This is a genomic window from Pseudomonas sp. GD03944 (genome assembly GCF_029839275.1).
GTDB lineage: Bacteria > Pseudomonadota > Gammaproteobacteria > Pseudomonadales > Pseudomonadaceae > Aquipseudomonas.
This window is the reverse complement of the sequence record NZ_JAOCAH010000007.1, coordinates 184,885-202,451: the sequence shown is the minus strand read 5'-3', so window position 1 is coordinate 202,451 and position 17,567 is coordinate 184,885. Positions and strand designations below refer to the sequence as shown.

Genomic DNA, 17,567 nt, shown 5'->3' with positions numbered 1-17,567 from the left:
CCTGACATGCACGCGCTACAAGCCAAGATCCTCGACCCTCGCCTCGGCAGTGAATTCCCCCTGCCGCAGTACGCCACGCCCGGTTCCGCCGGCCTCGACCTGCGCGCCATGCTCAAGCAGGACCTGACCCTCGAACCCGGCCAGACCGTACTGATCCCGACCGGCCTGTCGATCTACATCGGCGACCCGGGCCTGGCGGCCATGATCCTGCCGCGCTCCGGCCTGGGCCACAAACACGGCATCGTGCTCGGCAACCTGGTCGGCCTGATCGACTCGGACTACCAGGGCGAGCTGATGGTGTCGTGCTGGAACCGCGGCCAGAGCGCGTTCACCATCGCCATCGGCGAGCGTATCGCCCAACTGATCCTGGTGCCTGTGGTGCAGGCCCACTTCGAACTGGTCGAAGCATTCGACGAAAGCCAGCGCGGTGCCGGCGGCTTCGGACATTCAGGCAGCCACTGATTCGCCACAGGACAATTTGCCAGGGAGACGTTCGATGAAACTCTTCAAGCGCGCCGCCAAGGATGCCGCACTGATTGCCGAGCCCAGCAAGGCCAAGAAAGGTGGCGCCGGCAATGGCCAGACCGCCAACAACCTGCTGCCGGGCGCCATCGCCGCCGTGGCGGGCCTGGTGCTGGCTGCCGGGTTGCTGTGGATTGGCGTGTTCGAAAGCGCCAACCAGCAACGTCTGCAGCAGCTCAACCAGGCCTGGGGCGGCGGCCAGGCAGCCGCCTTGCAGCAGGCACTCAAGCAGCTGACGGCCGATACCCGTGCCGCCGCGCGCAACCCGCAGCTGCTGCAGGCCCTGCAAAGCCAGGACATCAACCAGGTTCGTGCGGCCGAACGCAGCCTCGGCTATTGGGACGGGGTGGTCGACGCGCACCTCAACGTACGCGGCCAGGCAGTTCAGGACATGGGCCGTACCGCGCCGATGAACTTCGCCGCCCTGGACCTGCTGCGCCGCCTCGAAAACGGCCAGCCTCCGGCCGCGGAAGCCTACAAGGTCGGCCAGCGCTGGCTGGTGTATAGCGCCGCGCCCGTGCGCCTGAACGATGACCAGCCGATGCAGGGCACCCTGCTGCTGGTGGTCGACCTTGAGCGCCTGCTGGCCAGCCTGCCGGCACTGCCCGACGGCGTGGGCCAGGTCCAGCTGCTGCAGAAATTCGGCAACACCGCGCCCCAGGTCCTGACCCAGCGCGGCCAGGGCGAAGGCTCGGCGCAGAACTTCGGCACCGGCAACCCGAACTGGACCCTGGCGTTCACCGCCGGCCCGGCCCTGACCGCCTCGACGTTCTCCCCGGTGCTGCTGGCCGTCGCCGCCCTGCTGGCGCTGGCCGGCGCCCTGGCCGGCCTGGTGCTGCTCAACAGCAGCCTGCAACGGCGCCTGCTCGGCGACGTCAGCCAGCTGGTGCAAATGATCAAAGAACTATCCGCGGGCAAGACCGTCAAACCCTTCAGCTTGAGCGTGCCGGCTCTCGATGTACTGGCACAGACGCTGGCCCGGCTACCCCGTCGGGCCAATGAAAGCGCAGCGGCCCCAGAACGCAGTCCTGCCAAGCCCGTCGCCCCGACCAAGCCGGCAGAACTGGTCGACCCGCTGTTCCAAGACACCGATATCCTCGATATCGACATTCTCGACGAAGACCAGGACCTCCTGGGATTGGAGCAGACCCTCGCAATGACTACCCCGCAAGCCGCACCCAAACTTCCTGCCGATATTTTCCGTGCCTACGACATCCGTGGCGTGGTGGGCAGCAGCCTGACAGCGGAAACCGCTTACTGGATCGGTCGTGCCATTGGTTCGCAGAGCCTCGCCCAGGGCGAGCCGAATGTCGCCGTGGGCCGTGACGGCCGCCTGTCCGGGCCGGAACTGACCCAGCAACTGATCCAGGGCCTGCTCGACTGTGGCTGCCATGTCAGCGACGTCGGCATGGTCCCGACCCCGGTGGTCTACTACGCGGCCAACATCCTCAGCGGCAAGTCCGCGGTGATGCTGACCGGCAGCCACAACCCGCCGGACTACAACGGTTTCAAGATCGTCATCGCCGGCGACACCCTCGCCAACGAACAGATCCAGGCGCTCAAGACCCGCATCGACAACAACGACCTGGCCAGCGGTGTTGGCACCGTCGAGCAGGTCGATGTGCTCGAGCGCTACTTCAAGCAGATCCGCGACGACATCGCCATGGCCAAGCCCATGCGCGTGGTGGTCGACTGCGGCAACGGCGCCGCTGGTGTCATCGCCCCGCAACTGATCGAAGCGCTGGGTTGCACCGTGATTCCGCTGTACTGCGAAGTCGACGGCAACTTCCCCAACCACCACCCGGACCCGGGCAAGCCGGAGAACCTGGTCGACCTGATCGCCCGGGTGAAATCGGAAAAGGCCGACCTCGGCCTGGCCTTCGACGGCGACGGTGACCGCGTCGGTGTGGTGACCAACACCGGCACCATCGTCTACCCGGACCGCCTGCTGATGCTGTTCGCCAAGGACGTGGTCTCGCGCAACCCGGGCGCCGACATCATCTTCGACGTCAAATGCACCCGTCGCCTGACCCCGCTGATCAGTGGCTACGGTGGTCGCCCGGTGATGTGGAAGACCGGTCACTCGCTGATCAAGAAGAAGATGAAGGAAACCGGCGCCCTGCTTGCGGGCGAAATGAGCGGCCACATCTTCTTCAAGGAGCGCTGGTTCGGCTTCGACGACGGCATCTACGCTGCCGCCCGCCTGCTGGAAATCCTCAGCCAGGACAAGCGCGACGCCGAGTTGGTGTTCAGCGCCTTCCCGAGCGACATTTCCACGCCGGAGATCAACATCCAGGTCACCGAGCAGACCAAGTTCCGCATCATCGACAGCCTGCAGCGCGACGGTGTCTGGGGTGAAGGCAACATCACCACTCTCGACGGCGTGCGGGTCGATTACCCGAAAGGCTGGGGCCTGGTTCGCGCCTCCAACACCACGCCGGTGCTGGTCCTGCGCTTCGAGGCGGACAGCGAGCAGGAGCTCGAACGCATAAAAGATGTGTTCCGTGCCCAGCTGTACAGCGTCGCACCTGATATCACCCTACCGTTCTGATCCGCCGATTCAGCCTTGGAGCCCCTGCATGACCCTTGAACGTGATGCCGCCAGCAACGTCGCCAAAGTACTTTCCGAGGCGCTTCCGTACATTCGCCGTTTCGTAGGCAAGACCCTGGTGATCAAGTACGGCGGCAACGCCATGGAAAGCGACGAGCTGAAGACCGGTTTCGCCCGTGACATCGTTCTGATGAAAGCGGTCGGCATCAACCCGGTGGTCGTGCACGGCGGCGGCCCGCAGATCGGCGACCTGCTCAAGCGCCTGTCGATCGAAAGCCACTTCATCGATGGCATGCGCGTCACCGACGCCCAGACCATGGACGTGGTGGAGATGGTACTCGGCGGCCAGGTCAACAAGGACATCGTCAACCTGATCAACCGCCATGGCGGCAGCGCGATCGGGCTGACCGGCAAGGACGCCGAGCTGATTCGCGCGAAGAAGCTGACCGTCACCCGCCAGACCCCGGAAATGACCCAGCCCGAGATCATCGATATCGGTCACGTCGGCGAAGTCACCGGGGTCAACACCGACCTGCTGAACATGCTGGTGAAGGGCGACTTCATCCCGGTCATCGCGCCGATTGGCGTGGGCCCGTCCGGTGAGTCCTACAACATCAACGCCGACCTGGTGGCCGGTAAGGTGGCCGAAGCACTGAAAGCCGAAAAGCTGATGCTGCTGACCAACATCGCCGGCCTGATGGACAAGGAAGGCAAGGTGCTGACCGGCCTGACCACCGAGCAGGTCGACGGCCTGATCGCCGACGGCACGATCTACGGCGGCATGCTGCCGAAGATCCGCTGCGCCCTCGAGGCGGTCCAGGGCGGCGTGATCAGCGCGCACATCATCGATGGACGCGTGCCCAACGCCGTGCTGCTGGAAATCTTCACCGACAGCGGCGTCGGCACCCTGATCTGCAACCGCAAGCGCCACTGATCCAGGTACCTGAATGAATCAGCCCGGGCAATCGGGCTGATTCGCCTCCTGAATAGACCCACCTCCCCCTTGCCCTCCGGCCGGCCCTCGTCGACGCTCCAGTGATCGACCAACAGGGTTCTGCCATGACGACCATTCCCGCCCGCGACGCCTTCACCTTCTTCCACTCGCTACGGGTGCGCTGGTCCGAGGTCGATCCTCAGGCCATCGTGTTCAACGGTCATTACCTGACCTACGCCGATGTCGCCATCACCGAGTACTTCCGCGCCCTGGGCATCCAGTACCCGGCCGACCTGAGCCAGGAGGGCGGCGATTTCTTCGCCATCAAGACGGTGCTCGAATACCTGGCGCCGGCCCGCTTCGACGACCTGCTGGAGATCGGCATACGCACAGGGCGCCTGGGGCGCTCCAGCCTGAGTTTTCATCTGGGTATCTGGCGGGCCGGGGAAGCGCTGACCGCCGGCGAGATCATCTACGTCCATGCGGACAGCGCGAGCCGCAGCAGCAAGGCGCTGCCGCAGTGGCTACGCCACCGGATCAATGAGTACGAGCGGCAGGCGCCCGAGCAGTAACGGCGGGCGACTCAGGGACGACGCAGGAGCAGCTCGCTGAGCCGGTTACGGTCGGCGAGAAAACTGGCCTCGGCCTCTTTACGGGCGGCCTGGTAGCGGTCGATGTCTTTTTGCAGACGCCGCTGCTCGGCCTTTTGGTTGTCGATCTGTCGCAGCAACTGATCCGGCACCGGCCGGCCCGCGCGCTCATGATCGGCAGCCTGGCTCTGCAGGTTGGACTGCTGGGTACGAACCGACTGCAGGTTGCCGCGGGCCACGCTGAGCAGGCCGTCCAGCTCGTTCAGCTTGCGCTCGCGGGCGCGATCGACGTCATCGGGGCTGGTGTAGAGGCGCAGCAACTGCGCGTCGGAACGGGCACGGGCCTTGTCCGCCACCAGGCGCTTCATTTCCTCGGCGCTCGGCGCGGGCGGCACCACCTTGACCACGCGCCCCTGGTCATTGAGCACTTCATAACCCTTGGCGATGAATTCCGGCGGCACGCCCTGGCGACTGAGGACGGTCACTCCCTTGTCATCGACGTAGCGGTACAGCTCCGCAGCATGCCCCAGGACCGGCAGCAGTAAGCCGAACAACAGCGAACAGCGGATCATGGCCGGATTGGGCATCGGGGCAGCACCTTATTGTCGTGGGTCAGATTCCATACTCGGCGCGATAGGCTTGCACCGCTGGCAGATACTGCTTGAGTTCAGCATCCCCCGCCAGATATTCCAGTACCTGTTCGAGTGACACGATGCTCACTACGGGCATATTGAAGTCGCGCTCGACTTCCTGGATGGCCGATAGCTCGCCATTGCCCCGCTCCTGACGGTTCAGGGCGATCAGCACGCCGGCCGCTTTGGCGTCCTGGGCATCGATGATCTGCATGACTTCGCGGATCGCCGTGCCGGCGGTAATCACGTCATCGATGATCAGCACGTTGCCGGTCAGCGGGGCACCGACCAGGGTGCCGCCTTCGCCGTGGTCCTTGGCTTCCTTGCGGTTGAAGCACCAGGGCACGTCACGCTGATGGTGCTCGGCCAGGGCGACCGCAGTGGTCGCGGCCAGGGGAATGCCCTTGTAGGCCGGGCCGAACAGCACGTCGAACGGGATACCGCTTTCAACGATCGCCGCGGCGTAGAAACGCCCCAGCTGGGCCAGCGCCAGGCCGCTGCTGAACAGGCCGGCGTTGAAGAAATACGGGCTGGTACGCCCCGACTTGAGGGTGAACTGACCGAAGCGCAGAACCCCGCGCTCGATGGCAAAACGAATGAATTCGCGCTGGTACGCTTGCATGGAAAATCCCGGACGGCACGGATTTGGCTAGGAATTTAGCTAATTGGACGTGAGCTCGGGTATCATACACGCACGTGTTTTTGGGGGCCATTTATGCGGATCATCAGTGTGAACGTGAATGGTATTCAGGCTGCAGTCGAGCGTGGTTTGCTCAGTTGGCTGCAAGCACAGAATGCCGACGTCATCTGCCTGCAGGATACCCGCGCCTCCGCCTTTGAACTGGACGACCAAGCCCTCCAACTGGATGGCTATTTCCTCTATGCCTGCGATGCAGAAGTACCGAGCCAAGGTGGCGTGGCACTCTACTCGCGGTTGCAACCCAAGGCGGTAATCAGCGGCCTCGGCTTTGAAATGGCCGACCGCTATGGGCGCTACCTGCAGGCTGATTTTGACAAAGTCAGTATCGCCACGATGCTCATGCCATCCGGGCAGGGCGGCGACGAGAGCTTGAATCAGAAATTCAAGTTCATGGACGACTTCACCCATTATCTGGACAAGCAGCGTCGCAAGCGCCGCGAGTACATCTATTGCGGCTCGTTCTACGTGGCGCATCAGAAGCTGGACGTGAAGAACTGGCGCGACTGCCAGCAGCTGCCGGGTTTCCTGGCGCCTGAGCGTGCCTGGCTGGATGAAGTGATTGGCACCATGGGCTACGTGGACGCCCTGCGCGAAGTCAACCGCGAGGCCGACCAGTACAGCTGGTGGCCGGACAGCGAGCAGGCGGAAATGCTCAACCTGGGCTATCGCTTCGACTACCAGTTGCTGACGCCCGGCATGCGCCGCAGCGTCCGCACGGCGCGCCTGCCACGCCAGCCGCGCTTCTCGCAGCACGCCCCGCTGATCGTCGATTACGACTGGATTCTCAGCGTCTGAACATGAAAAAAGCCGGCATCAGCCGGCTTTTTTCATGGATCGATCTCTCACGCACCGCTACTGCGCCGCCTGCTCCAACCCGGCCTCTGCCTGAGCGAGCAGGGTCTGTATATACGCATCATCGGCATAGCGCTGGCCGAGGTCGCTCAAGTGCTGGCGGGCCAGTTCGTACTCCTCGAGCTCCAGGTAATTGCGCGCGAGCACGATCTCGGTGATACGGCCCGGCGCGATCTCGAAGGCCGCCTTGTTGTACTGCAGTGCCTTGCGGTAGTCGATGTACTCGGCGCCGTTGTCGCCCAGATAGACCAGACCCAGCACGTTGTTGACCGCCAGTTGCCGCGGTGCCAGGAGGAATGCCCGCTCCAGCTTGGCAACGGCCTCCGGCACCCGATCCAGCATGAGGTCGGCGTCGGCCATATTCACCAGGTAGTCGTAGCTGCCTTCCGGATAGAACGCCGCTGCCTTCGCCGCATACTCGCCCGAACGTGGGTAATCCCCCAGTTCGTAATAGCCCAGCGAGATGTAGCGCAACGAGTCGGCCTTCTGCAGGTCGGTCGCTGCGGGGCTCTGCACGACGCGTTCGAACTGGGCGATGGCCTGCTCGGTCTGCCCGCTGTCGTGAAGCTGCTCCGCTTCGCGCTTGAGCGTTTGAATCTGCACCCGCTCCTGGACCGCAGCCAGGGCGCCGGGCGCCTCGTTGCAGCCCACCACGCCCATGCACAACAGCACCAGCGCCAGTATCCGTACCTTCATTACCACTCCTAACATGACTGCAATGGGAGCCCGCGAGTGCTCCCGACTCAACAACTCACTTCACCAGCCGCCAGCAGAACGGGTAGCGATACGCGCGCCCTTCATTGGCCTTGATCCCGGCAATGATGGTCAGGACGATGGCGCCGATGAACACCAGGCCCGTCAGCAGAATGCCAACCGCCACCAGCATCAGCATCACGCTGATGACCATGGCGATCATCACCGTGATCTGAAAATTCAGCGCTTCCTTGCCCTGCTCATCGATGAACGGGTCCAGGTCCTTCTTGATCTGCCAGACAATCAGCGGCCCGATCAGGTTGCCGAAGGGGAAGACGAACCCCAGGAACGCCGCGAGGTGGCAGAACATCGCCCACTGACGCGCTTCCCGGTCGGGTGTCGGAACAGGGGATTGCGAGAGCTCATCCATCGTCACGCTCCTGGGGTTGGGGTCTGTCAATCAGCCAGCGCAGCCTGCTGCAGGGCGAACAGTTCGCCCATGCCCTGCTGTGCCAGCGCCAGCATGGCGTTCAGCTCGGCCGGCTGGAACGGCGCGCCTTCAGCGGTGCCCTGCACCTCGATGAAGCCACCGGTGCTGGTCATCACCACGTTCAGGTCGGTTTCGGCGGCGGAATCTTCCAGGTAATCCAGATCGAGCACCGGCTCACCCTGATACATACCCACCGACACGGCGGCGATCATCTGCTTGAGCGGATCGCCGCCCTTGAGACCACCACGCTTCTTGATCACTTTCAATGCATCGACCAGGGCGACCATGGCGCCGGTGATCGACGCCGTACGGGTACCGCCATCGGCCTGGATCACGTCGCAATCGACGTACAGGGTGTTCTCGCCCAGCTTGGACATGTCCAGCGCCGCGCGCAGGGAGCGGCCGATCAGGCGCTGGATTTCCAGGGTGCGCCCGCCCTGCTTGCCACGGCTCGCCTCGCGCTGGTTACGGTCGCCGGTTGCCCGCGGCAGCATGCCGTACTCGGCGGTCAGCCAGCCCTGGCCCTGGCCCTTGAGGAAGCGCGGTACGCCGGACTCCACGCTGACCGTGCAAATCACTTTGGTGTCGCCGAACTCCACCAGAACCGAGCCCTCGGCGTGCTTGGTGTAGTTGCGGGTGATGCGAATCGAGCGCAACTGATCGGCGGCGCGGCCACTGGGACGTTTCATCGGGAATACCTGCTCTGGAGTAAAATCTGCCCGGCATTATAGGGTGCATGGCACCCCGGCGACATGACCAATTGGGTGTGGCCGGCACGGTGCGCTACAATCCTGCGCCTTTCGTTCCGACTTTTCCGAGAGGTCCGCCCCATGATCCACAGCATGACTGCCTTCGCCCGCACCGAGCAGGCTGTGGCCATCGGCACCCTGAGCTGGGAGCTGCGCTCGGTCAATCACCGCTACCTCGAACCGCACCTGCGCCTGCCGGAATCGTTCCGCGACCTCGAAGGAGCGGTGCGCGAAGCACTGCGCCAGGGGCTCTCGCGTGGCAAGGTGGAATGCACCCTGCGCATCGTCGAGGACAGCGCCGGCAAGCCGCTGCAGGTCGACCTGGCCCGCGCGGCCCAACTGGTCGCCGCCGCCGAAAGTGTGGCCGGCCTGATCAAGCAGCCGGCAGCACTCAATCCCCTGGAAGTCCTCGGCTGGCCCGGCGTACTGGTGGCCGATGCCACCGACCCGCAGGCGCTCAACAAGGCCGCACTGGCGCTGTTCAACCAGGCCCTGGCCGAGCTGAAGAACGGCCGCCAGCGTGAAGGCGCCGAGCTGGCGAAGATCCTCAACGAACGCCTCGACAGCATCCTCGAAGAAGTCAGCACCCTGCGCGAGCTGGTGCCGCACATGCTCGCCGGTCAGCGCCAGAAGATTCTCGACCGCTGCGCTGAAATGCAGGCCGAGCTCGACCCGCAGCGCCTGGAGCAGGAGCTGGTGGTGCTCGCGCAGAAGAGTGACGTCGCCGAAGAACTGGATCGCCTGAACACCCACGTCAGCGAAGTGCGCCGGGTCCTCAAGGCCGGGGGCGCAGCCGGGCGCCGCCTGGACTTCCTCATGCAGGAACTCAACCGCGAGGCCAACACCCTGGGCTCCAAGGCCTTCGACACCCGCAGCACCAATGCCGCGGTGAACCTGAAGGTGCTGATCGAGCAGATGCGCGAACAGGTCCAGAACATCGAATGAAAACGGCCACGCCCTGCTGAATCCGCCTAGAAAGGCGACCCGACAGAGGTAAACTGGGTTCATTCAGCAGACAGCCACTCGCCAGGCCAGACGCCCGACACTGTTTTCCAGGAACATTTATGACCACCACCGGCACCCTCTACATTGTTTCCGCGCCCTCCGGCGCCGGCAAAAGCAGCCTGGTCAAGGCACTGATCGACAGCGACCCGCAGATCCGCGTGTCGGTGTCGCACACCACCCGCGCCATGCGCCCGGGTGAGGAAAACGGCGTGCACTACCACTTCGTCGACCATGCGCAGTTCACGGCCATGCTCGAACAGAGCGAGTTCCTGGAGCATGCCCAGGTCTTCGACAATTTCTACGGCACCTCCCAGCGCTCGCTGGAGAAGACCCTCGCCGAAGGCTTCGACCTGATCCTGGAAATCGACTGGCAGGGTGCACAGCAAGTGCGCCGCCTGATGCCGCAGTCCAAATCGATCTTCATCCTGCCGCCGACCCTCGAGGCCCTGCGCCACCGCCTGACCAACCGCGGCCAGGACAGCGGCGAGATCATCGAGCGCCGCATGCGCGAAGCGGTCAGCGAAATGAGCCATTACGTCGAGTACGACTATTTGGTGATCAACGATGACTTCGCCCACGCACTGAGCGACCTGAAGGCGATTTTCCGCGCCAACCAGTTGCTGCAGAGCCCCCAGCAACAGCGCCACGCCGGCTTACTCGGGGAATTGCTGAACTGACCGCTTATAAAGCGCGATAAAACAGTGCTTCCCTTAATGCTGGTGATTTTTTAGACTATTCAGTCCGCTCGCCCATCCGGGCCCAGCTCTATTCTGCATTTGCTACGAGGAACACCATGGCCCGCGTTACCGTCGAAGATTGCCTGGACAACGTTGATAACCGCTTCGAGCTGGTCATGCTCGCCACCAAGCGTTCCCGTCAACTCGCTACCGGCGGCAAAGAGCCGAAAGTAGCCTGGGAAAACGACAAGCCGACCGTCGTCGCCCTGCGTGAAATCGCAGCCGGCCTGGTTGACTACGAAGTGATCGCCCAGGACGACATCGTCGAAGAAGAGCCGCTGTTCGCTGCATTCGAGGAAGAGGCGAACGAGCCTCTGTAAGCCTATGCCTGGTCGACGTCGTACGGCGCAGGGTCATCCGGATCGGCAGGGAGTAGCTCCATGCCGAGCATAGACGCCCTCGCCGATCGACTTTCGGCCTACCTCGGCCACGACCAGGTCAACCTGGTCCGTCGCGCCTACTTCTACGCCGAACAAGCCCACGACGGCCAGCGCCGCCGGAGCGGCGAAGCCTATGTGACCCACCCGCTGGCGGTGGCGAACATCCTGGCCGACATGCACATGGACCATCAGAGCCTGATGGCGGCCATGCTGCACGATGTGATCGAAGACACCGGTATCGCCAAGGAAGCCCTGCATGCGCAGTTCGGCGAATCCGTGGCCGAACTGGTCGACGGGGTCAGCAAGCTGACCCAGATGAACTTCGAGACCAAGGCCGAAGCCCAGGCTGAAAACTTCCAGAAGATGGCCATGGCCATGGCCCGCGACATTCGCGTGATCCTGGTCAAGCTGGCCGACCGCCTGCACAACATGCGCACCCTGGAAGTCCTGTCCGGCGAGAAACGCCGGCGCATCGCCAAGGAAACCCTGGAAATCTACGCACCCATCGCCAACCGGCTGGGCATGCACAGCATGCGCGTGGAGTTCGAAGACCTGGGCTTCAAGGCCATGCACCCGATGCGCTCCGAGCGCATTCGCGCCGCCGTGCGCCGCGCCCGGGGCAACCGCAAGGAAATCGTCAACAAGATCGAAGAGTCGCTGCTCCACTGCCTGCAACGCGAGGGCCTGGAAGGCGATGTGATGGGCCGCGAGAAGCACTTGTACGGCATCTACCAGAAGATGCGCGGCAAGCGTCGGGCCTTCAACGAGATCATGGACGTCTACGCCTTCCGCATCATCGTCGACAAGGTCGACACCTGCTACCGCGTGCTCGGCGCCGTGCACAACCTCTACAAGCCGCTGCCCGGGCGCTTCAAGGACTACATCGCGATCCCCAAGGCCAACGGCTACCAGTCGCTGCACACCACGCTGTTCGGCATGCACGGCGTGCCGATCGAGATCCAGATTCGCACCCGCGAAATGGAAGAGATGGCCAACAACGGCATCGCCGCGCACTGGCTCTACAAGTCCAACGACGATGACCAGCCCAAGGGCACCCATGCCCGGGCGCGTCAGTGGGTCAAGGGCGTGCTGGAAATGCAGCAACGCGCCGGCAACTCGCTGGAATTCATCGAGAGCGTGAAGATCGACCTGTTCCCGGACGAGGTTTACGTGTTCACGCCCAAGGGCCGCATCATGGAATTGCCGAAAGGCTCCACGGCGGTCGACTTCGCCTACGCGGTGCACACCGACGTCGGCAATACCTGCATCGCCTGCCGCATCAACCGCCGCCTGGCGCCACTGTCCCAGGCCCTGGAAAGCGGCTCGACGGTGGAAATCGTCACCGCGCCAGGCGCCCGACCGAACCCGGCCTGGCTGAATTTCGTGGTCACCGGCAAGGCCCGCACGCACATCCGCCATGCGCTCAAGCTGCAACGCCGCTCGGAGTCGATCAGCCTCGGCGAGCGCTTGCTGAACAAGGTCCTGGCGGGCTTCGACAGCCACCTGGAAAAACTGCCGGCCGAACGCGTGCAAGCAGTCCTGGGCGAGTACCGCCTGGAGTACCAGGAAGACCTGCTGGAAGACATCGGCCTGGGCAACCGCATGGCCTACGTGGTTGCACGCCGGCTGCTGGCCAGTGACGGCGACGAGCTGCCGAGCGCCGAAGGCCCACTGGCGATTCGCGGCACCGAAGGCTTGGTGCTGAGCTACGCCAAGTGCTGCACGCCGATCCCGGGCGACCCCATCGTCGGCCACCTGTCCGCGGGCAAGGGCATGGTCGTGCACCTGGAAACCTGCCGCAATATCGGCGACATCCGCCACAACCCGGAAAAATGCATCCAGCTGTCCTGGGCCAAGGATGTCGCTGGCGAATTCAATGTCGAGCTGCGCGTCGAGCTGGAACACCAGCGCGGCCTGATCGCCCTGCTGGCCAGCAGCGTGAACGCCGCCGACGGCAACATCGAGAAGATCAGCATGGACGAACGCGACGGCCGCATCAGCGTGGTCCAGCTGGTCGTCAGCGTGCATGATCGTGTTCACCTCGCCCGCGTGATCAAGAAGCTGCGCGCCCTCACCGGCGTCATCCGCATCACCCGGGTTCGCGCCTAAGCCGCCTGGCGCTGGCAAAGCCGGCGCCAGCCAAGCCTCACTACCCCCTCATACAAACAGGAGTTCCCATGAGCAAGAGCGTGATCAGCACTGACAAGGCCCCCGCCGCGATCGGCACCTACTCCCAGGCGATCAAGGCCGGCAACACCGTGTACATGTCCGGGCAGATCCCCCTGGACCCGAAGACCATGGAACTGGTGGAAGGCTTCGAAGCACAGACCGTTCAGGTCTTCGAAAACCTCAAGGCTGTGGCCGAAGCCGCTGGCGGCTCGTTCAAGGACATCGTCAAGCTCAACATCTTCCTCACCGACCTGTCGCACTTCGCCAAGGTCAACGAGGTCATGGGCCGCTACTTCGAGCAGCCCTACCCGGCCCGCGCCGCCATCGGCGTTGCCTCGCTGCCGCGCGGCTCGCAAGTGGAAATGGACGCCATCCTGGTACTCGAATAAGTCGTTGCGGCGAGGTTCGCCCCGCCTTGCGCCCCGGAAAGGAATGCTCGATGCGTCACGCCCTCCCCCTGCTGCTCGGTGCAGCCCTGCTCGGCGGCTGCTCCAGTGCGGCGGTCGATCCCAGTGGCATCTGGATCAACCAGACCGCCATCGACGAGGCGAACCAGGAAGGCAAGCTGCGCGAGTCGCTGCTCGCCTACGGTCCCAACCTGGAATGGCAGATCGATGCCGACGCGGGCTCGGCCAGCTACAGCAACGGCTTCGAGCAGGTCGAGGGCAAGCTGGTCGGCCAGGACGGCAACAGCTGGCGCATCGATTTCTATGGCGACGACATCCATGAGCAACTGAGCCTGGATGACGAGGACCTGGTGCAGAACGCCAGCGCCAACCTGCCGGAACAGCGCTTCGTCCGCGCCGCCAACACCGGCACCGACGCCAATGCCCCCAAAGGCAGCAGTTTCGAGTACGCGCTCTACCAGACCTACCTGGGCGGCACCTGGAAGATCATCGAAGGCGCCGGCCAGGGCGGCCTGGTGCTGTTCCACCCGGACGGCAACCTCGAAGGCCTGCCGGGCGCCAACCGCTTCGCCCTGTGCCTGGCCGGTGACTGCGCCGCCATGAGCGGCGAAAACGACAGCATCTGGCTGCAACTCGGCGACCAGGGCAGCCCATGGATTTTCGTCCATGACGGCAATCGCCTGGAAATCCTCGAAGCGCGCAACCGCGCCCGGATCGATGAAATGCCCGAGTACACCCCCGGCAACCGCACCTGGCTGCTCGAACGCCAGTGACCCGGGGCCAGGCGCGTGCTGCGCCTGGCTGCCCGCTTCAGCGTCCGGCCAGAACGGCCGCGTAGCCCTCGCGGTAACTCGGATAGATCGGCGCCCAGCCCAGTGCACGGGCTCGGGCATTGCTGCAGCGTTTGCTGCCGGAACGGCGCACCGTGGACGCTTCCGCCCACTCGGTAACCTGCAGCGCATCGCGCAGCCAGGCCACCACTTCGTGCAACGGCGCCGGTTCGTCGTCCACCCCGATATACAGCTCATCCAGGGCTTCGCCACGGGCATCGGCCTGCACCAGGAAGGCCAGCAGGCCCGCACAGTCGTCGGCATGGATGCGGTTGGCGTACAGCGGAGGCTCGCTGACCACCCGATAGCCCATCTGCACCTGCTTGAGCAGCCATTCGCGACCAGGTCCATAAATACCGGTCAGGCGCACCGAGGTCGCCGGGATGCCGCTCTGCCAGGCCAGGCGCTCGGCCTCCAGCATCACCCGTCCGGAATAGGCCTGGGCTTCGGCGGGTGAGGACTCGTCTATCCACTCACCGTCCTTTTGCCCATACACCCCGCTGCTGGATACGAAGAACAGCCGGCGCGGCTGCTGGCCCGTCTCCTTCAGCCAGCTCAACACGTTGCGCAGGCCGTCGAAATAGGCGGCCTGATAACCCGCTTCGTCGTGCTGGGTGGCCGCGGCGCAGTACACCAGGTAATCGAGTGCGCCCTCCGGCCACTGGGCTGGACGCGATGCATCCTGCAGGTCGCCAGCGACCGGCAGCACGCCCGCTGGCAACGCTGCGACATTGCGACGCATGCCGAACACCGTCCAGCCGGCCTCGCTCAGATTCACCGCCAAGCGCCCGCCGACATCGCCGCAGCCCGCAATCATTACCCTTCCAACCGCATCCATAGATCACCTCGAACGCGCTCGCCCACCTGTCCGCGAGCGCTCTAAATAGAAGACTGAATGTAATATAGTTACATAACGGCTTTCATAAACAAGAATTACTTGCAATAATGTTCAGCCTTTTTTGCCAATGCCAGCTTCTTGGCATCGGTCACCGTTATCCCACTCTAGGTCCGGCCAGCATGAACTCTACCGCCCATAGCGTTAAGCCACTCATTGTCGCCTCTCGGCCACAACGCCTGCGCGTTCTTCCCGCCCTCCTGCTCAGCCTGCTGGTCATGCCGTTCAGTGCAATGGCCGAACAGGCCGCGCCAAGCGCCCCAACGACGCCTGCAGCGGAAGCACCGGCCACCACACCGAACGCTGCAGCGCCGGATGCCGCCGCAGCAGGTGCCGTGGCACCGGCTGTCGATCCTCGCCTGGTCGAAGAGCTGAACGCGAAAATCGAAGCCCTTGGCCCGGACGCCACCCCTGAGCAACTCGCCCAGGTGCGCACGCAGTTCTTCACCGAGAACGGCATCGCGCCCGAGACCGCACAGGAGCTGTCGAACATGATCGGCTCGCTGAACGACCTCGGGGCCGCCCTGAATGAAGAAGCCGCTGCCGAAGAAGCCTTCCACGACCTGTCGCCATGGGGCATGTACCAGAGCGCCGACATCGTGGTCAAAAGCGTGATGATCGGCCTGATCCTGGCCTCCATCCTGACCTGGACCGTGTGGATCGCCAAGAGCATCGAGCTGGTCAGCGCCCGTCGCCGCCTGCGCCGCGAACTGGTCGACCTCAAGGGTGCACGCAACCTGGCCCAGGCCACCGAGCAGGCCCGCGCCAAGCACAGCTTCAGCGAGATCCTCATCGAAGACGCCCGCGAAGAACTGAAACTCTCCGCCAACAGCCGCGAGAAAGAAGGCATCAAGGAGCGCGTCAGCTTCCGCCTGGAGCGTCTGGTCGCCGCCTGCGGCCGCGACATGAGCAAAGGGACCGGCATCCTGGCCACCATCGGTTCCACCGCGCCGTTCATCGGCCTGTTCGGTACCGTGTGGGGCATCATGAACAGCTTCATCGGCATCGCCAAGACCCAGACCACCAACCTGGCGGTCGTCGCCCCCGGTATCGCCGAGGCCCTGCTGGCCACCGCACTGGGCCTGGTAGCAGCCATCCCGGCGGTGATCATCTACAACGCCTTCGCCCGTTCGATCGCTGCCTACAAGGCGCAGGTCGCCGACGCCTCGGCCCAGGTCCTGCTGCTGGTCAGCCGCGACCTCGACACCCTGCCGGCCAACGAGCGCAGCCAGCAACCGCACATGGTCAAGGCGGGCTGATGCCATGGGTTTGCACCTGAACGAAAACGCAGACGATCTGCAGGAAAACCACGAAATCAACGTCACGCCGTTCATCGACGTGATGCTGGTGCTGCTGATCATCTTCATGGTGGCGGCACCGCTCGCCACCGTGGACGTGAAGATCGACCTCCCGGCCTCCAGCGCCAAGCCGGCGCCGCGCCCGGACAAGCCGATCTACCTGAGCATCAAGTCCGACAACACCCTGTTCCTCGACAACGACCAGGTCGCCGCCGGCCAGCTCGGCGCAGCCCTGGATCGGTTGACCCAGGCGGACAAGGAAAAAACCATCTTCGTGCGCGGCGACAAGGACGTTAACTACAGCGACCTGATGAGCGTGATGGATAACCTGCGTTCGTCCGGCTACCTCAAGATCGGCCTGGTCGGCCTGGAGACGGTCGGCGCGCAATGAAGAAATCCAGCCGCACGCTATCCTGGAGCGGCAGCCTGATCCTGGTGGTCGGCCTGCACGTCGCGCTCTTCGTCTGGGCCCTGTACTGGCAGCCGCAAGCCAAGCCGATCGAACTGCCGCCCGCGGCGATGATGGTCGAGCTGGAGCCGCTGGCAGCACCGGCACCCGCGGCTCCGCCGCCACCCGAAGTGGCGCCGGAAGAGCCCGAGCCGCAGCCCAAACTGGTCGAAGCCCCGAAGCCGAAGCTGGCCATCACGCCGCCCAAGCCGAAACCCAAGCCAAAGCCGAAGCCGCCGAAACCGGTCGAGCCGACGCCACAGGCCAAGCCGCAGGAGACGCCACCCGCGGACACGCCGCCAGCACCGGTCGCGACTGCCGACAGCAAGCCTGCGGCGCCTCAGCAGGCGAACATCAGCGCACCGAGCCAGGCGGAAGTCACGTGGCAGAGCAAGCTGATCAGCCACCTGAGCAAGTACAAGCGCTACCCGGATGACGCGCGTCGTCGTGGTATCGAAGGGGTCAACCGCCTGCACATGGTGATCGACGGCAACGGCAAGGTCGTGTCGTACACGCTCACTGGCAAGTCGGGCAGTGCGTCTCTGGATCGCGCGACCCTGCAGATGATCCGCCGCGCCCAGCCGCTGCCGGCACCGCCTGCCGAGATGCTCAAGGGCGGCACCGTGGAAATCGTTGCCCCCTTCATCTATGCCCTGGATCGACGCTAGGGCTTGAGGAAGGCTGA

At 64.2% G+C, this 17,567-nt stretch carries 20 protein-coding genes; 14 read left to right on the top strand and 6 right to left on the bottom strand.

Annotated features, from left to right (window positions below):
- The first annotated feature begins 6 nt into the window (after positions 1 to 6).
- The 4 genes from dut to N5C28_RS13340 all read left to right on the top strand — a co-directional run bounded on the left by dut (position 7) and on the right by N5C28_RS13340 (position 4,579).
- The gene (dut, locus tag N5C28_RS13355; RefSeq protein ID WP_279822938.1) at positions 7 to 462 is read left to right on the top strand and encodes a dUTP diphosphatase; all 456 of its coding nucleotides are present in this window, start codon (positions 7 to 9) and stop codon (positions 460 to 462) included.
- Between the two features lie 34 nt (positions 463 to 496).
- A complete protein-coding gene (locus N5C28_RS23875; protein ID WP_347881266.1) occupies positions 497 to 3,073 on the top strand; it encodes a phosphomannomutase/phosphoglucomutase in 2,577 nt (858 codons plus the stop codon).
- Between the two features lie 28 nt (positions 3,074 to 3,101).
- The gene (gene argB, locus N5C28_RS13345; protein WP_279822935.1) at positions 3,102 to 4,007 is read left to right on the top strand and encodes an acetylglutamate kinase; all 906 of its coding nucleotides are present in this window, start codon (positions 3,102 to 3,104) and stop codon (positions 4,005 to 4,007) included.
- A gap of 125 nt (positions 4,008 to 4,132) precedes the next feature.
- Entirely contained in the window at positions 4,133 to 4,579 is a 447-nt protein-coding gene (locus tag N5C28_RS13340) for a thioesterase family protein (protein ID WP_279822933.1), read from the top strand.
- Positions 4,580 to 4,590: 11 nt separating this feature from the next.
- Here N5C28_RS13340 and N5C28_RS13335 read toward each other — a convergent pair whose 3' ends face one another.
- Together N5C28_RS13335 and pyrE are read right to left on the bottom strand one after the other, a co-directional pair.
- Positions 4,591 to 5,184, bottom strand: coding sequence for a DUF4124 domain-containing protein (locus N5C28_RS13335; RefSeq protein ID WP_279822930.1), 594 nt, complete (start codon positions 5,182 to 5,184; stop codon positions 4,591 to 4,593).
- 25 nt (positions 5,185 to 5,209) lie between these two features.
- Complete coding sequence (gene pyrE / locus N5C28_RS13330; protein ID WP_279822927.1) at positions 5,210 to 5,851, bottom strand: orotate phosphoribosyltransferase; 642 nt, start codon at positions 5,849 to 5,851, stop codon at positions 5,210 to 5,212.
- A gap of 93 nt (positions 5,852 to 5,944) precedes the next feature.
- Here pyrE and N5C28_RS13325 point away from each other — a divergent pair, with 93 nt between their 5' ends.
- Positions 5,945 to 6,724, top strand: a complete 780-nt coding sequence (locus tag N5C28_RS13325; RefSeq protein ID WP_279822925.1) for an exodeoxyribonuclease III — start codon at positions 5,945 to 5,947, stop codon at positions 6,722 to 6,724.
- A 57-nt stretch (positions 6,725 to 6,781) separates the two neighbouring features.
- Here the strand turns inward: N5C28_RS13325 and N5C28_RS13320 are convergent, their stop codons facing one another.
- Genes N5C28_RS13320 through rph form a run of 3 tightly spaced genes read right to left on the bottom strand, consistent with a single transcriptional unit; the run spans position 6,782 to position 8,653 of the window.
- Entirely contained in the window at positions 6,782 to 7,477 is a 696-nt protein-coding gene (locus N5C28_RS13320; RefSeq protein ID WP_279822923.1) for a hypothetical protein, read from the bottom strand.
- A 55-nt stretch (positions 7,478 to 7,532) separates the two neighbouring features.
- Positions 7,533 to 7,904: a DUF4870 domain-containing protein gene (locus N5C28_RS13315; RefSeq protein WP_279822922.1), complete on the bottom strand. Its 372-nt coding sequence runs from the start codon at positions 7,902 to 7,904 to the stop codon at positions 7,533 to 7,535.
- 26 nt (positions 7,905 to 7,930) lie between these two features.
- Complete coding sequence (gene rph, locus N5C28_RS13310; protein WP_279822920.1) at positions 7,931 to 8,653, bottom strand: ribonuclease PH; 723 nt, start codon at positions 8,651 to 8,653, stop codon at positions 7,931 to 7,933.
- 141 nt (positions 8,654 to 8,794) lie between these two features.
- Here rph and N5C28_RS13305 point away from each other — a divergent pair, with 141 nt between their 5' ends.
- The 6 genes from N5C28_RS13305 (at position 8,795) to N5C28_RS13280 (ending at position 14,184) form a co-directional block, all read left to right on the top strand.
- Positions 8,795 to 9,658: a YicC/YloC family endoribonuclease gene (locus N5C28_RS13305; RefSeq protein WP_279822918.1), complete on the top strand. Its 864-nt coding sequence runs from the start codon at positions 8,795 to 8,797 to the stop codon at positions 9,656 to 9,658.
- Positions 9,659 to 9,777: 119 nt separating this feature from the next.
- Entirely contained in the window at positions 9,778 to 10,395 is a 618-nt protein-coding gene (gmk, locus tag N5C28_RS13300) for a guanylate kinase (RefSeq protein ID WP_279822916.1), read from the top strand.
- Positions 10,396 to 10,511: 116 nt separating this feature from the next.
- Positions 10,512 to 10,775 (top strand): DNA-directed RNA polymerase subunit omega, encoded by a 264-nt coding sequence (rpoZ, locus tag N5C28_RS13295; protein WP_061238314.1) that lies wholly within the window; start codon positions 10,512 to 10,514, stop codon positions 10,773 to 10,775.
- 60 nt (positions 10,776 to 10,835) lie between these two features.
- Positions 10,836 to 12,944, top strand: a complete 2,109-nt coding sequence (spoT, locus tag N5C28_RS13290; RefSeq protein WP_279822913.1) for a bifunctional GTP diphosphokinase/guanosine-3',5'-bis pyrophosphate 3'-pyrophosphohydrolase — start codon at positions 10,836 to 10,838, stop codon at positions 12,942 to 12,944.
- A 68-nt stretch (positions 12,945 to 13,012) separates the two neighbouring features.
- Positions 13,013 to 13,393, top strand: coding sequence for a RidA family protein (locus N5C28_RS13285; protein ID WP_279822910.1), 381 nt, complete (start codon positions 13,013 to 13,015; stop codon positions 13,391 to 13,393).
- 50 nt (positions 13,394 to 13,443) lie between these two features.
- A complete protein-coding gene (locus N5C28_RS13280; protein WP_279822907.1) occupies positions 13,444 to 14,184 on the top strand; it encodes a hypothetical protein in 741 nt (246 codons plus the stop codon).
- Positions 14,185 to 14,221: 37 nt separating this feature from the next.
- Here the strand turns inward: N5C28_RS13280 and N5C28_RS13275 are convergent, their stop codons facing one another.
- The gene (locus N5C28_RS13275; protein ID WP_279822906.1) at positions 14,222 to 15,079 is read right to left on the bottom strand and encodes an NAD-dependent epimerase/dehydratase family protein; all 858 of its coding nucleotides are present in this window, start codon (positions 15,077 to 15,079) and stop codon (positions 14,222 to 14,224) included.
- Positions 15,080 to 15,354: 275 nt separating this feature from the next.
- Between N5C28_RS13275 and exbB the strand changes: the two genes are divergently transcribed.
- The 3 genes from exbB to N5C28_RS13260 are packed head-to-tail and all read left to right on the top strand — an operon-like array spanning position 15,355 to position 17,550.
- Positions 15,355 to 16,395, top strand: coding sequence for a tonB-system energizer ExbB (exbB, locus tag N5C28_RS13270; RefSeq protein WP_279822905.1), 1,041 nt, complete (start codon positions 15,355 to 15,357; stop codon positions 16,393 to 16,395).
- Positions 16,396 to 16,399: 4 nt separating this feature from the next.
- On the top strand, positions 16,400 to 16,825 hold the full coding sequence (exbD, locus tag N5C28_RS13265) for a TonB system transport protein ExbD (RefSeq protein ID WP_279822904.1): 426 nt from the start codon (positions 16,400 to 16,402) through the stop codon (positions 16,823 to 16,825).
- Entirely contained in the window at positions 16,822 to 17,550 is a 729-nt protein-coding gene (locus tag N5C28_RS13260) for a TonB family protein (RefSeq protein WP_279822902.1), read from the top strand. Before exbD ends, N5C28_RS13260 begins: the two co-directional genes overlap by 4 nt.
- Positions 17,551 to 17,567: the final 17 nt, after the last annotated feature.